12 protein-coding genes and 1 pseudogene are annotated in these 13,749 nt (G+C 69.8%); 7 read left to right on the top strand and 6 right to left on the bottom strand.

Going from position 1 to position 13,749, the window contains the following annotated elements:
• The first annotated feature begins 26 nt into the window (after window positions 1–26).
• Window positions 27–1,781, top strand: a complete 1,755-nt coding sequence (locus tag ACFXC1_RS48995; protein ID WP_381256358.1) for an amylo-alpha-1,6-glucosidase — start codon at window positions 27–29, stop codon at window positions 1,779–1,781.
• A gap of 129 nt (window positions 1,782–1,910) precedes the next feature.
• Window positions 1,911–3,704 carry an RICIN domain-containing protein gene (locus ACFXC1_RS48990; protein ID WP_381256355.1) on the top strand — a complete coding sequence of 598 codons (1,794 nt, stop codon included), beginning with the start codon at window positions 1,911–1,913 and terminating at the stop codon, window positions 3,702–3,704.
• Window positions 3,705–3,782: 78 nt separating this feature from the next.
• Here the strand turns inward: ACFXC1_RS48990 and ACFXC1_RS48985 are convergent.
• The 4 genes and pseudogenes from ACFXC1_RS48985 to ACFXC1_RS48970 form a co-directional block, all read right to left on the bottom strand.
• A pseudogene (locus ACFXC1_RS48985) lies at window positions 3,783–3,935 on the bottom strand (IS30 family transposase); the annotation flags it as partial.
• Entirely contained in the window at window positions 3,936–4,613 is a 678-nt protein-coding gene (locus ACFXC1_RS48980; protein ID WP_381256352.1) for a 3-oxoacid CoA-transferase subunit B, read from the bottom strand.
• Window positions 4,610–5,305, bottom strand: coding sequence for a 3-oxoacid CoA-transferase subunit A (locus tag ACFXC1_RS48975; protein ID WP_381256349.1), 696 nt, complete (start codon window positions 5,303–5,305; stop codon window positions 4,610–4,612). The genes ACFXC1_RS48980 and ACFXC1_RS48975 overlap by 4 nt, the downstream gene beginning before the upstream one ends.
• Window positions 5,302–6,507, bottom strand: a complete 1,206-nt coding sequence (locus ACFXC1_RS48970) for a thiolase family protein (protein ID WP_381256346.1) — start codon at window positions 6,505–6,507, stop codon at window positions 5,302–5,304. Before ACFXC1_RS48970 ends, ACFXC1_RS48975 begins: the two co-directional genes overlap by 4 nt.
• Window positions 6,508–6,578: 71 nt before the next feature.
• On the opposite strand from ACFXC1_RS48970, the gene ACFXC1_RS48965 reads away from it, so the two are divergent.
• Window positions 6,579–7,460, top strand: a complete 882-nt coding sequence (locus ACFXC1_RS48965; protein ID WP_381256344.1) for a LysR family transcriptional regulator — start codon at window positions 6,579–6,581, stop codon at window positions 7,458–7,460.
• Between the two features lie 282 nt (window positions 7,461–7,742).
• Here ACFXC1_RS48965 and ACFXC1_RS48960 read toward each other — a convergent pair whose 3' ends face one another.
• Together ACFXC1_RS48960 and ACFXC1_RS48955 are read right to left on the bottom strand one after the other, a co-directional pair.
• Window positions 7,743–8,165, bottom strand: a complete 423-nt coding sequence (locus ACFXC1_RS48960) for a GlcG/HbpS family heme-binding protein (RefSeq protein WP_381256342.1) — start codon at window positions 8,163–8,165, stop codon at window positions 7,743–7,745.
• 187 nt (window positions 8,166–8,352) lie between these two features.
• Window positions 8,353–8,994 carry a TetR/AcrR family transcriptional regulator gene (locus ACFXC1_RS48955; protein ID WP_381256339.1) on the bottom strand — a complete coding sequence of 214 codons (642 nt, stop codon included), beginning with the start codon at window positions 8,992–8,994 and terminating at the stop codon, window positions 8,353–8,355.
• Between the two features lie 337 nt (window positions 8,995–9,331).
• Here ACFXC1_RS48955 and ACFXC1_RS48950 point away from each other — a divergent pair, with 337 nt between their 5' ends.
• From ACFXC1_RS48950 to ACFXC1_RS48935, 4 genes are all read left to right on the top strand, one after another.
• On the top strand, window positions 9,332–10,624 hold the full coding sequence (locus tag ACFXC1_RS48950; protein ID WP_381256336.1) for a Rieske 2Fe-2S domain-containing protein: 1,293 nt from the start codon (window positions 9,332–9,334) through the stop codon (window positions 10,622–10,624).
• 9 nt (window positions 10,625–10,633) lie between these two features.
• The gene (locus ACFXC1_RS48945) at window positions 10,634–11,596 is read left to right on the top strand and encodes a PDR/VanB family oxidoreductase (RefSeq protein ID WP_381256334.1); all 963 of its coding nucleotides are present in this window, start codon (window positions 10,634–10,636) and stop codon (window positions 11,594–11,596) included.
• Complete coding sequence (locus ACFXC1_RS48940) at window positions 11,593–12,000, top strand: nuclear transport factor 2 family protein (RefSeq protein WP_381256331.1); 408 nt, start codon at window positions 11,593–11,595, stop codon at window positions 11,998–12,000. Before ACFXC1_RS48945 ends, ACFXC1_RS48940 begins: the two co-directional genes overlap by 4 nt.
• 152 nt (window positions 12,001–12,152) lie before the next feature.
• A complete protein-coding gene (locus tag ACFXC1_RS48935; RefSeq protein WP_381256328.1) occupies window positions 12,153–13,643 on the top strand; it encodes an aldehyde dehydrogenase in 1,491 nt (496 codons plus the stop codon).
• Window positions 13,644–13,749 lie beyond the last annotated feature (106 nt).

The raw sequence follows: 13,749 nt of genomic DNA, 5'->3' as shown, positions 1-13,749 counted from the left end.
CCTGTTGAGAAACGAGTCACACCTCCATGACCGTCGCCTGCTCCGGCCCGGCCTTCTCCGTCCACGACATCCCGTTCAGCACGTACGGATCCTGGTTCGGTATCTCTCCCGTGCTCGCGGAGAAGACCCGCGCCGAGGACCTCCATCTCGTCTCGCACCAGAACGGCATGCACGCCGTCCTGGGCATCGTCCCCCTCGACCCGGTGACAGGGGAGCGGGCCAGGGTTCGCGTGCAGGCGACACCGGCTCTGCTCAGCTGGACCGGTGACGGCGGGCGCGTCGACCTCGCCTACGAGTCGCCGGACACCGTGCGGCTGCGCGGTACCGGTCTCGGATTGCAAGTCAAAGCGGTGGCGGGGGAGTTGACTCCGTTCAGCGGCACGTACTTCTTCCACGACCCCGTGGCCGACGCGCACGTCTTCACCTCCTATGAGACCGGACGGCGCTACCGGATCACCGTCCTGTCCGGCGGCGTGACCGACATCGCCGGTGCTCAGACGCTGGGCCGTGCCGGTCGCGGTGTCACGATCGGCGCGGGTGCCGACGGTGTCTGGGAGGCCGCCGTGGAAGAACTCGACACGGCGCGGCCCCCGTACGCTTCCCCGACGACCTTCGACGAGGTGGTCACCGCCGTCCGGCGCTCCTTCGAGGCCTTCGCCGACAGGGTGGCGCCCTGGCGCTCGCCGGACACCCCGGCCGCCGAACTCGCCGCGTACGTGGTGTGGTCCGCGACCGTACGCCCGGCCGGACTGGTCACCCGGCCCGCCGTGCTGATGTCGAAGCACTGGATGGACAAGGTGTGGAGCTGGGACCACTGCTTCAACGCCCTTGCCCTGGCCCCCGGTTCGCCGGGGCTCGCTCTGGACCAGTTCTCACTGCCCTTCGACCACCAGGACGAGACCGGCGCGCTGCCCGACTCGGTGACCCACTCCGAGATCCTCTACAACTTCGTCAAGCCCCCCATCCACGGCTGGGCCCTCCGACACCTGCGCCGACGGCTGCAAGAGCCGCTCGGCGAGGCCGAGTTGACCGAGGTCTACGACCGGCTGGCCCGCTGGACGGAGTTCTGGCTGACCATGCGCCGCGCACCCGGCTCCGCCCTCCCGCACTACCAGCACGGCAACGACAGCGGCTGGGACAACGCCACCACCTTCGACCCCGAACGCGTGATCGTCAGCGCCGACCTGGCCGCCTTCCTCATCCTCCAACTGCGCGAACTCGCGCTGCTGGCGGCCGAGTTGGGGCTTCCGGACGACACGCGCAAGTGGACGCGGACGGCCGACGCGACGCAGGCTGCGCTGTTCGACGAGCTGTGGACCGGCGACCGGTTCGTCGCCCGCTCGGCACACGGCGGGGCCACCTGGACCAGCTCCAGCCTGCTCGACCTGATGCCCGTCGTGCTCGGCGAGCACCTGCCCGAGGACATCGGCGACGCGCTGGCCGAACGCATCGGGGCCCACCTCACCGCGCACGGCCTCGCCACCGAACTGCCCACCTCACCGCACTACTTGGACGACGGCTACTGGCGCGGACCGATCTGGGCCCCGTCCACCGTCCTGATCGAGGACGGCCTGCGCCGTGCAGGACACGACCGTCTCGCCGACGAGATCAGCAGCCGATTCCGGGCGCTGTGCGAGACCTCGGGGTTCGCCGAGAACTTCGACGCACTCACCGGCGCGGGCCTGCGCGACCGCGCTTACACCTGGACCGCCAGCAGTTACCTGCTCCTCGCCGAGGCCCATGAGCTGAGGCGCGCCGAGGCCGCGGAGGCCGTCGGCTGACAGACCCCCTGGGCGAGCCGCGCCCAGGAAGTTCCCCTTTCGGGAGACCCGCACATGCGCATACCTCGATTCCGTTCCCCGGGCGGACGCACCTCCAGACCGCCCGTCCCGAGGGGCCGCAGGGCCGCCGTGGTCGCTGCGATCCTCGCCTCCTTCGCCGCTCTCACGCTCCCCGCGACCACGGCCCACGCCGCGGACACCTCCGTCACCGTCGACTTCTCCACCGCCGGCGGTGCCCCCACGTACCACGCCTCCGGCATGATCTACGGGATGACCCCGGACGGCTCGCTGCCGCAGGACCACTTCTTCACCGACATCAAGTGGCACTTCATGCGAGCCGGTGGCGCCCAGCTCAACAGCGGCGGCTATGCCACCAGCCTCGCCGACTACCAGACCCGCTGGGCATCGACTCTCGCCCAGTACAAGCGGACCGCCGCCCTCGGCGGCACCTTCGTCCTCCTCCCGCACGACCTGTGGGGCGCCGACGGCACCACCAGCCAGGGCTGGCCCGGTGACAACGGCGACTGGACGCAGTTCGACGCCTTCGTCACCCAGCTCATCGGTGACGTCAAGGCCAACAACATGACGGTCCAGTGGGACCTGTGGAACGAGCCGGACGGCAGCGGCTTCTGGGGCGCCTCGCAGACGCAGTACCTGCAGATGTGGTCCCGCTTCTACGCCAGGGTGCGCGCCGCCTTCCCCGCCCAGCTCATCGTCGGCCCCAGCACCGCGGGCCAGCCCAACTCCTCCAACAGCTGGTGGACGACGTACCTGACCTACGTCAAGGCGAACAACGTCGCCCCCGACATCTACAGCTGGCACGACGAACCCGGTGACCCGGTCACCGACGTCGGCCGCGCCAACTCCTCCCTCTCCGCAGCCGGGTTGACCAACACCCGCGCTTACCAGATCAACGAGTACGCCACCCTCTCCATGCAGTCCCCGGGCGGCGGCGCCTGGTTCATCGGCCGCCTGGAACGCGCCGGCGCCGACGGACTGCGCGGCAACTGGGCCTCCGGCACCGCCTTGCACGACAACGAGGCCAACCTGCTCACCAAGAACAGCGCGGGCCAGTACCTGCCGCTCGGCGAGTGGTTCATGTACCGCTACTACGGCTCCCAGACCGGCAACATCGTCAATCTGGTCCCCGGCACCGGCACCGACGGCCTGGCCACCAAGGACAACTCCGCGAAGAACGCCAGGGTGCTGCTCGGCAGCAGCGGCAACACCGGCACTGTCACTGTCAACCTGACCGGGCTCAACACCACGTCCGTCGTGACGAACGGCCACGTCCGCGCCGTCGTCCAGCGCATCCCGTACAACAGCGGGGCTGCGGTCACCGGCCCTGAGACGATCTCCGACACGACCCTCACGGTCAGCGGCAACGCCGCCTCGGTGAGCCTGCCGTGGACGAACGCCAAGGACGGCTACACCGTGACCCTGCTGCCCCCGTCCAACACCACCGTCTCCACGGTCGCCGTCAGCCAGAACAGCGGCCAGTGCCTGGACGACACGGGTGTCAGTACCGCCAACGGCACCCAGTACCAGCAGTACTACTGCGAGGGCGGCTACCAGCAGTTGCTCGACCTGAAGCCGGTGAGTGGTACGAGCAACACCTATACGGTCGTCAACGAGTTGAGCGGAAAGTGCCTGGACGTCTCGGGCGCGTCCACTGCCGACGGCGCCGCCGTCATCCAGTACACCTGCAACGGCGCCGCCAACCAGCAGTTCACCCTCAACCCCGTCACCGCACTCGGCAATGCCCAGGACTACCAACTGGTCGCCGTCCACAGCGGCAAATGCGTCGACGTCAGCGATGTGTCGACCACGGCCGGCGCGAAGATCCACCAGTGGACCTGCGACGCGGCGAGCGCACTGAGCACCAAGAAGAACCAGATCTGGCGCCTGCCCGGCAAGGGCTGAACTCCGGTGAGGACCCCTCGTCAGCCCGACCGAGGGGTCCTGGGCCGCCCAGAGCGTGTCTCCTTGATGCGACGGACCTCAGATCCAACCGGTCAAGGCAACGCTCTCTGCTGGTGTCCGGAAGCCCAGGCACTTGCGCGGACGGTTGTTGAGCTTCGCCGCGATGGCGTTGGTGTCGTCCTGGCTGAAGGTCGACAGGTTCGTCCCCTTGGGCAGGTACTTGCGGAGCACCTAAGGCTGACGCGCAGGTGGCGTGATGCCGAGTCGTTCCGCGAGTTCGTCGGCGCCCATGCCGTATGTCTCCCGGATCCGTACGCCGTCGAGGCCGACGTCGAAGACGCCGTGGTCCGTGTAGACGCGGCTGACGCAGCCGACGCCGGTCAGCGGGTAGGTGCAGCGCGGGACGAGCTTCGGTTCGCCGGAGCGGGTGAAGAGGGTCATCATCACGTAGACGTCCTTGGCGCCGATGGCGAGGTCCATGGCGCCGCCGACGGCGGGGATGTCGTCGGGCCTGCCGGTGGTCCAGTTGGCGAGGTCGCCGTCGAAGGCGACCTGGTAGGCGCCGAGGACGCAGACGTCGAGGTGTCCGCCGCGCATCATGGCGAAGGAGTCGGCGTGATGGAAGTACGCGGCCCCCGGCAGCTCGGTCACCGGGACCTTGCCGGCGTTGGTCAGATCGGGGTCGACCGCGTCGCCCTCGGCCTTCGGACCCATGTTGAGCATGCCGTTCTCGGTGTGCAGCACCACCCCGGAGTCGGCCGGCAGATGGTCGGCGATCTTGGTGGGCTGCCCGATTCCGAGGTTGACGAAGGCGCCGGCCGGGATGTCGCGTGCGATGACGGCGGCCAGTTCGTCCATCGAGAGCCGGTGGTCGGCGCCCGTCGGCACCCCTGCGTACGTGGTGGTCATCGTGCCCCCTGCACGGTGTAGTGACGGGCCGTCACCTGGACGACCCGGTCGACGTAGATGGACGGGGTGACGATGGCCTCCGGGTCGAGCTTCCCGGGCTCGACGACCTGGTCGACCTGGACGACGGTCGTCGTCGCGGCCGTGGCCATGACCGGTCCGAAGTTGCGGGCGGTCTTGCGGTAGACGAGGTTGCCCAGCGTGTCCGCGACGTGCGCGCCGATCAGCGCGTAGTCACCCTTGATGGGGTACTCCAGCAGGTACTTCCGGCCGTCGATCTCCCGCTCCTCCTTGCCCTCGGCCAGCGGTGTGCCGACCGCGGTCGGGCAGTAGAACGCGCCGATCCCGGCACCGGCCGCCCGCATCCGCTCGGCGAGGTTGCCCTGCGGCACGACTTCCAGCTCGATCTTCCCCGCGCGGTAGAGGCCGTCGAAGACCCAGGAGTCGACCTGGCGCGGAAAGGAACACAGCACCTTGCGCACCCGGCCGGCGGCCAGCAGCGCGGCCAGTCCGACATCACCGTTGCCCGCGTTGTTGGACACGATCGTGAGGTCCTTCGCGCCCTGCCGGATCAGCGCGTCGATCAGGTCGAACGGCATCCCGGCCAGACCGAACCCGCCGACGAGCACGGTGGATCCGTCCTCGATCCCGGCCACCGCCGCGTCGGTGCTTTCGACGATCTCCGCCCGGCTCACCGGCCCGCCCCCGCCGTGTCGCAGTTCTCGAGTACGACGGCCAGGCCCTGGCCGACCCCGATGCAGATCGCGGCGACGCCGTACCGTTGCCCGGTCTCGCGCAGCACCTTGGCCAGGGTGGCGAGGACGCGACCGCCCGAGGCGCCCAGCGGGTGTCCGATCGCGATGGCGCCGCCCTTCTGGTTGACGACGGCGGGGTCGATCTTCCACGCGTCGACGCAGGCGAGGGACTGCACGGCGAAGGCCTCGTTGAGCTCGACCGCGCCCACCTGGTCCCAGCTGATCCCGGCCCGGGCCAGCGCACGGTTGGCGGCCTCGACGGGCGCGTAGCCGAAGGCCTGCGGCTCCAGCGCCATCACTCCGCGGCCGGCGACACGGGCGATCGGGTCGGCCCCGATGGCGGCCGCGGCCCGCTCGCTGCCCAGCAGCACCGCCGAGGCGCCGTCGTTGAGCGGGCTGGCGTTGCCCGCCGTGATGGTGCCGCCCTGCTCCGGGTTGCGGAAGACCGGCTTGAGCCCCGCCAGCACCTCCGGCGTGGATCCGGCCCGGATGCTCTCGTCGCGGGTCAGGTCGACACCTTCGACCGGCACCACCAGGTCGTCGTAGAAGCCCGACTCCCAGGCCTGGTGGGCGAGTTGGTGGGAGCGGGCGGCGAACGCGTCCTGCCGCTCGCGGGAGATCCCGAAGCGCTCGCGGAGCTGCTCGTTGGACTCGCCGAGGCTGACCGTCCACTCCTTCGGCATCCGCGGGTTGACCAGCCGCCAGCCGAGCGTGGTCGAGACCGCGGTGACGTCGCCGGCCGGGAACGGTTTCGCCGACTTGGGCAGCACCCACGGCGCACGCGTCATCGACTCCACGCCACCGGTCAGCACCACCTCGGCATCGCCGGACTCGATGGTCCGGCTGGCCGTCATCGCCGCGTCGAGACTGGAGCCGCACAGCCGGTTGACCGTGGTGCCGGGCACGCTCACCGGAAGTCCGGCGAGCAGCGCGGCCATGCGGCCGACGTTGCGGTTCTCCTCGCCGGCGCCGTTGGCGTTGCCCCACACCACGTCGCCGATCGCGGCGGGGTCGAGGTCCGGCACCCGGGCGAGCGTCGAGGTGATCGCGGCGGCGGCGAGGTCGTCGGGGCGGACGCCGGCCAGCGCGCCGTTGAAGCGGCCGAACGGCGTGCGCGTCGCGGCGTAGATGAAAGCACTCATGAGAGCGACGCTAGCCCCGGACCGCGATATTCTGAAGTACGTATATCCGCAGCGATTGATATGGACGAAGTATGGATCTGCGCCATCTTCGCTACTTCGTCGCGGTGGCCGAGGAGCGCCACTTCGGCCGCGCCGCCGAGCGGCTCCACATGGCCCAGCCGCCGCTCTCCACACAGATCCGCCAGCTCGAAGCCGAGTTGGGTGTCGAGCTGCTCCACCGCACCACACGGCGGGTCGACCTCACCGAGGCCGGACGGGCCTACCTGGAGCGGGCGCGCACGATCCTCGCCGACGTCGACGATGCCGCCCAGCACGCACGCCTCGTCGACGCCGGCTCGGTGGGCCGCCTGGCGATCGGGTGCGTCGGCTCCGCGACGTACAGCCTCCTGCCCGCGCTCTCGCGGCGGCTCTCGGAGGAACTGCCCGGTGTCGACTTCTCCTTCCGCGGCGAGATGCTCGCGCCCGACCAGGTCGAGGCGCTGCGCGCCGGCGCCATCGACGTCGGGCTGCTGCGCCCTCTGGCGGCCGACCCCTCCCTCACCGTCCGCACCCTGCGCAGGGACCGGCTCGTCGTCGCCGTCCCGGTCGGCCATCCCCTCGCCCGCCGGAAGCGCCTGCGTGCCGCGGACCTCGCCGGTGCCGACCTGATCGTGCACTCCGCCGACCGCCGGTCGGTGATGTACGACGTCGTCCTGGGCCTCCTTCGCGAGGCCGGTGTCGAACCGCACATTCGCCACGAGGTCGGTGAGACCTCGACGTTGGTCACCCTGGTGGCCGGGGGCCTCGGTGTCGCGGTCGTGCCCGAGCCCGTGACCGCGTTGGCGCTCGACGGTGTCGTCTACCTACCGCTGGCCGGGGCCGACGCGCGGGTGGAACTGGCCGTCGCCCACCGCGCCGAGCGCTCCGAACCGCACCTTGTGCGCACCGTAGGGATTATTGAGGCGATGTTCTGACGCGCACCGAAGCCGGATCGGCCGACCCTCGCACCGCGCAACAGCCCTGCCTTGTGGGCGGCGGGAGCGGGAGTGCGGGTGGTGGCCCGGCGTCATCGGTGTGCGGAGCGGAGCGCCTTCTCGACGGCCGTTTCCTGGTCTCGTCTGGCAACGCGAGGAAAGGACACCTTCAGGCCGGCCGGCGGTTGCTGAGCGAGGCCCTCACGCGCTCCGGGCATGCCCAGGGCGCGCGACGACCGCCACAAGGCCCGACGTCGCCGCCTCGCCGACCGGGAGAAACGCCTACGCAACGATCTTCGTGACGGAGTCTCGAGCGTGATGCGCGATGCGGTCGTCGGTGACGTCGTCCGCCCCGCCCACGCCGATGGCGCCGATGACCTCGCCGTCGGCCGTCACGATCGGGACGCCGCCGGCGACCGGCAGGAGGTTGGCATCGACCAGGTGAGGAGGTGCCACCTGCATCTGGGGGGACGCGGCGAAGGCCGCGAACTTGGCCGTCGGGACACCGCTCACGGCCGAGGTGTAGGCCTTGCGCCGCGCGGTTTCCACGCCGAGAAGACCGACGCCGTCGTCGCTGAGGAGAACCTTCGTGACCCCGCTTCGGTTGACCACGACGGCGCACACATTGTGCCCCTCGGCCCTTCCCGCTTCCAGAGCGGCCAGAGCGGCGCCGTGCGCGATCTCGTAGCTGAGCGGCTCTCGCATGGGGTGGTTCCTTCCCTTGGCGGCCGAGTGGCCGGCCGGACGTCTTCCGTGGGATCCCCGGAGCGTCGGCAGTCCAGGTCATCGCTGATTCCGGACACGCTGGAAACGCTGGAAACGCGCGACAGTATGCCGCGGCCCGAGGTGAATGTGAAGCGTACCTCGCATTCGCATCAGGCGGCCCGGGAGCTCACTCCGTCGAGGCGCCCAGCAGGTACAGACAGGCAACGTTCGCCAGCTCGTCGGTGAGTTGACGCCATGTCAGCGGTCGCGCGGACTCGAATCGTTCGCCGTGCAGCACGCGGTTCATGCACGCCGCGTACACCAGGCGAAAGGTGACATCCAGCCGCAGGTCCGGCTCCGGCGTGCTGATCATCGCCGCGATCGGTTCCAGGAACTGCCGGAACACCTGGCCGGCGTCGATGCTGGCGTCGGACCCGACTTCGGAGACCGCCGGATCGGTGGTGCCCGCGGTGATGAAGACGCGCATCAGGCGAGCGTGTGCCTCGAACGTCTCGGTGATCCCGGCGACCGCCGAGGCGATCAGTGTGGTCGGGTCCGTGCGCAGAGGAGCGAAGCGGCGGATGATGTCGGCGCGAAAGTGATCGATCATGTCGTGCTGCAGTGCGGCGATCAGACGGTCCTTGTCGCCGAACCGTCGGTAGACACTCCCCACCGAGACGCCCGCTCGAGCGGCGACGGCCGCGATGGTGAGCGCCTCGGTGCCGCCCTCTGTCAGGAGGGCCGTACCCGCTTCCAGGATCCGCTGCTGGGTCAGTCGGCTGCGCGCCTGCTGCGCCGGCGGCAGATCGAGTGAAGGTTGGGTAGTCACCGCCTCAGCGTATACGCGGTCGGCATGCGTTCCGGCGGCCCTGCGCCTGGCCTTTCTGGGCCGTGAGCAGTAGCGCGATCGGGTCGGCGAGCTTGTGCCGTGCGGGGGTGGCGCCGTGCGTGACCGGCTCGGAGCTGGGGCGCGGGCGTCGGGAAAGCAGCCTCTCCTCGCCGAGCGGACACCTGGACATGACCCTTGACGCACCATGAAGTGAAATGCGAATGTGAATCAACAATCTCATTCGAGGGTCGTGCAGAACGGTGCCCTCGCAGGTGATCCCCCACAGCCCTGCACGCGCCACCAGCTGTGCGCCCGAGCCGCACGGGAGTCAATGACGATGACCACCACTACAGAGATCGACACCGGTACCGGCTACGGTCGTCCGAAGCCCTCCTACAACGCCCGTCTGCGTGAGGTCGGGCCCGGTACGCCCATGGGCGAGGCCCTGCGCCGCTACTGGCACCCGATCGCCAGCTCGGAGACGCTCCTCGCCGGTGCCCTGCCGCAGAAGACCCGTGTACTGGGCGAGGACCTGGTCGTGTTCCGGGACGGACAGGGCAAGCCCGGTGTCGTGATCGAGCGCTGCACCCACCGCGGCGCCAGCCTCTACTACGGCCGCGTCGAGGACGACGGCATCCGCTGCTGCTACCACGGCTGGAAGTTCGACGTCGAGGGCCGCTGCGTCGAGCAGGCGTGTGAGCCGGCCCTGGGGCGCAGGCGCGACGCCGCCCGCCAGCCGTGGTACCCCGTCCAGGAGCGCTACGGCCTCGTCTTCGTCTACATGGGCCCGCCCGAGCTCAAGCCCGAACTCCCGCGCTTCGACGCGCTGGAGAACCCCGCCGAGGACGAGAAGTACTTCGCCAGCTGGCCGGTCCCGCACGCAGCGGTCCTCGGTATGCCGGCGGACTTCAACTGGCTCAACATGTACGAGAACGGCGCCGACCCGGTGCACGTCACCTGGCTGCACTCCACGCACAGCGGCTTCCAGATGCTGGGCACCGGTACCTTCGGCTACCCCGAGAGCTTCTTCGACCCGGCCACCATCGCCGACCGCGTGACGTACGAGCGTACCGACCACGGCGTGAAGTACATCCAGCGATTCGAGGTCGAGGGCGAGGACGGCGAGGTCACCGAGTACGGCTTCGCGGTCGAGCAGCACCTGCCCAACATCTTCGGCCTGCCGGACTACGTGAAGATCAGCCCCGACAATCCGGACCAGTTGCTGTGGCTCGTGCCCTCCGACGACACCACCAACCGGCTCTTCTTCTCGATCCGGACCAACGATCCCGAGCGCATGGTCCGCTTCGTGATCGGCATCACGCAGAACGGCAAGCAGAACCACGAGCTGACCGACGAGGAGCGCCACCGCTTCCCCGGTGACGCGGAGGCCCAGGGCTCCCAGGGAGCGATCACCCTGGACTCCGTGGAGACCCTGGCCACCTCGGACCGCGGCGTCGCCATGCTGCGCCGCATGCTGCTAACGATGGTCGACGACGTCGAGGCCGGGCGCGACCCGATCAACATCGTCCGCGACCCCTCGGAGGTCCACCGCACCCAGTCCGGGCTCTTCACCCTCGGCAAGCGCCCCGCGGGCGACGACGCCGACGCGCCGGCCACCGCTGGAATCTGAGCGACGATCATGAACAACGAGTGGTTCGACACCGTCGTGGACGCCCGGCGCGACGCGACCAGTCGGATCGTGGTGCTCGACCTGGTCAGGCCAGACGACACCGAGCTTCCGGAGTTCGCCGCCGGCGCCCATGTCGACGTACTGGTCGACAGTGCCGCCGGGCTGGTCCGCCAGTACTCCCTGTGCGGGCCGCCGCACGACCGCACCCGCTATCGGCTGGCGGTGCTGGCCGAGACGGCGTCGCGCGGCGGCTCGCTGGGGATGCATCGGCTCCGCAAGGGCGACAGGCTGCGGATCTCCCGTCCCCGGAACAGGTTCGGGGTCTCGGCCGAGGCACGACGCCATCTGCTGGTAGCCGGCGGTATCGGCATCACTCCTCTGCTGGCCATGGCGCACGCGCTCGAAGCGAGCGGCGCGGAGTACGAATTGCACTACTGCGCGCGGAGCCGGGGTGACTCGGCGTTCCTCGACGAACTGGAGCACAACCCCCGTGTCCGGCTCCACTTCGACGACGGCCCGGACGACCAGCGGTTCGGCATCGCCACCGACATCGGCCGGCCCGATCCCCACACGGCGATCTACGTCTGCGGACCGGGAGGCTTCATGGACTTCGTGATCTCCTCCGCGCTCGCGGCGGGATGGCCTGCCGAAGCGATCCACAAGGAGCGCTTCGCACCCGTCGAGGACGCCGAGGCGCACAAGGCCGGCGGGGCCTTTCGAGTGCGGCTGGCCAGGACCGGCGGCGAGTACGGGATCGAGGAGGGCCAGAGCGTCCTCGACGTCCTGCTCGCCAACGGCGTGGACGCCCCCTACTCGTGCCAGCAGGGAATCTGCGGTGAGTGCATCGTGCGCGTCCTCGCCGGAGAGCCCGACCACCGCGACGACATCCTCACCGATCGGGAACGCGCCGACGGCATGTTCACCACCTGCTCATCGCGAGCACTCTCACCGATTCTGGAGCTGGACCTATGACAACGACCACGTCCACCGCAGCCACCGCGACCCTCCAGGCGATCGAACAGGCGGAAGTCGACTGGCTCGTGGCTCTCGTCGAGGGCGAGAAGGCGCTGATCGCCCTCATGGTCGAGGACAGTCACGTCGTCCACGGCCCGGTCGGGAAGGTCGACGGCCGGGAGGCCTTCGCCCACTTCGCCTCGACCCGCCGCCGCACCGTCTTCGCCAAGGCCGAGGAACTGAGCATCACGGTCCACGGCGACACCGCGATCACCACCTGTCTCCAGGAGATGCACATCATCTTCGACGAGAACCTCCCGCCCTTCCCCGTACAGGAAGTGATGACCCGGGTCTGGGAGAAGACCGCGGAGGGCTGGCGCCTGGCGCACATGCACCAGTCCAAGCGCATGCCGCCGGCCTGACACCCGAGAAGGCCGGCCGCGTCCCCTCACACCGCTGTTCGATGAACGGACAAGAGGCTTCAGGGCGGGCGGCCGGCGGCAGAGAGTTCGACATGAAGGTTCCCGCGGCGATCGACGACGATCGCCGCTGTTGTGGAGGCGAGGCGACAACAATGTCAGCTACTGAGATCAAGGCACCCACGTCCGGCGCGGTCCGGACCAGCGACCTCCTCATCGCGGGCGAGCACGTCCCGGCCAAGGACGGCCGCTACTTCGAGACGACCGAGGCGCTGACCGGCGAGCCGATCGCACGGGTCGCCGCAGCCTCCGTCGACGATGTCAACTTCGCGGTGGACGCGGCGGCGACCGCCCTCCCCGAGTGGTCGGGCCTTCCGCCGGCCGGGCGGCGGTCGGTCCTGGAACGTGCGGCCGTCCTGCTCGGCGAGCGCACCGACGAGATCGTCGCCACGATGAGCCGCGAGATGGGTGCCACCCTGCCCTGGTGCGGCTTCAACGTCCACGTCGCGAAGGGCATGCTCGTCGAGGCGGCGGCCCAGGCGTACGCGGCCGTCGGCGAGGTCATCCCGTCGGACGTGCCCGGCCTCACCGCACTCGGTGTGCGCCAGCCGGTCGGTGTCGTCGTCGGCATCGCGCCGTGGAACGCGCCGCTGATCCTCGGTGTGCGTGCCGTCGTGTGGCCGCTGGTGTGGGGCAACACCGTGGTGCTGAAGTCCTCCGAGCAGACGCCGCTCACCCAGGCCGCCATCGTCCAGGTGCTGCACGACGCCGGCGTGCCCGCCGGAGCGGTCAACCTCATCAGCAACGCCCCCGAGGACGGTCCGAGCGTCGTCGAGGCCCTGATCGCCCACCCGGCCGTGACCCGTGTGAACTTCACGGGATCCAGCAAGGTCGGCCGCATCATCGGCGAACTCGGTGGCCGTCACCTCACCCGTGTGGTCCTCGAACTCGGCGGCAAGGCGCCCTTCCTGGTGCTCCCCGACGCGGACCTGGAGGAGGCCGCCGCCGCGGCGAGCTTCGGCGCCTTCATGAACCAGGGCGAGATCTGCATGTCGACCGAGCGCGTCATCGTCGACCGGACCGTCGCCGACGAGTTCTCCTCCCGCCTGGCCGAGCGTGCCGCCAAGCTGGTCGTCGGGCCCCCGAGCGACCCCGCCTCACAGATCGGCCCGCTGGTCCACACCGTCGCCCGGGACCACGTGGTCGCGTTGATCGAGGACGCCCGTGCCAAGGGCGCGCAGATCCTGACCGGTGGCACGGCCGACGGCCTGTTCGTGCAGCCCACCGTGGTGCGTGGTGTCACGCCGGACATGCGCATCTACAGCGAGGAATCCTTCGGACCGGTGGTCTCGATCATCGAGGTGGATTCGACCGACGAGGCCGTCACGGTCGCCAACGACACCGAGTACGGACTCTCCGCAGCGGTCTTCGGCAAGGACGCGGCCGCGGCACTCGACGTCGCCCGTCGGATCAAGTCCGGCATCTGCCACATCAACGGCGCCACCGTGCACGACGAGCCCCAGATGCCCTTCGGCGGTGTAGGCGCCAGCGGCTGGGGCCGCTTCGGCTCCCGCGCCGCGCTGGAGGAGTTCACCGAGCTGCGCTGGATCACCATCCAGTCCGGATCCCGCCACTACCCCATCTGACGATGCGACGAGGTCGTAGGGCGCACGTGACACGGCGTGCGCCGCGCCCCCGGGCCCTGCCCGGCTGGATGTGGTGCCTTGCCGCGGCTTTCAGCCCGGCGGTAGG

The organism is Streptomyces hokutonensis, from assembly GCF_042751305.1.
In the GTDB taxonomy this organism is placed as follows: domain Bacteria; phylum Actinomycetota; class Actinomycetes; order Streptomycetales; family Streptomycetaceae; genus Streptomyces; species Streptomyces hokutonensis_A.
This window is presented reverse-complemented; position numbering and strand designations above follow the sequence as displayed.

Coding starts and splice junctions, on each gene's coding strand:
- ACFXC1_RS48980 (WP_381256352.1), bottom strand. CDS start 4,613: ATGACCACCACGTACGCAGGGGTGCCGACGGGCGCCGACCACCGGCTC.
- ACFXC1_RS48995 (WP_381256358.1), top strand. CDS start 27: ATGACCGTCGCCTGCTCCGGCCCGGCCTTCTCCGTCCACGACATCCCG.
- ACFXC1_RS48950 (WP_381256336.1), top strand. CDS start 9,332: ATGACCACCACTACAGAGATCGACACCGGTACCGGCTACGGTCGTCCG.
- ACFXC1_RS48940 (WP_381256331.1), top strand. CDS start 11,593: ATGACAACGACCACGTCCACCGCAGCCACCGCGACCCTCCAGGCGATC.
- ACFXC1_RS48960 (WP_381256342.1), bottom strand. CDS start 8,165: ATGCGAGAGCCGCTCAGCTACGAGATCGCGCACGGCGCCGCTCTGGCC.
- ACFXC1_RS48970 (WP_381256346.1), bottom strand. CDS start 6,507: ATGAGTGCTTTCATCTACGCCGCGACGCGCACGCCGTTCGGCCGCTTC.
- ACFXC1_RS48935 (WP_381256328.1), top strand. CDS start 12,153: ATGTCAGCTACTGAGATCAAGGCACCCACGTCCGGCGCGGTCCGGACC.
- ACFXC1_RS48945 (WP_381256334.1), top strand. CDS start 10,634: ATGAACAACGAGTGGTTCGACACCGTCGTGGACGCCCGGCGCGACGCG.
- ACFXC1_RS48965 (WP_381256344.1), top strand. CDS start 6,579: ATGGATCTGCGCCATCTTCGCTACTTCGTCGCGGTGGCCGAGGAGCGC.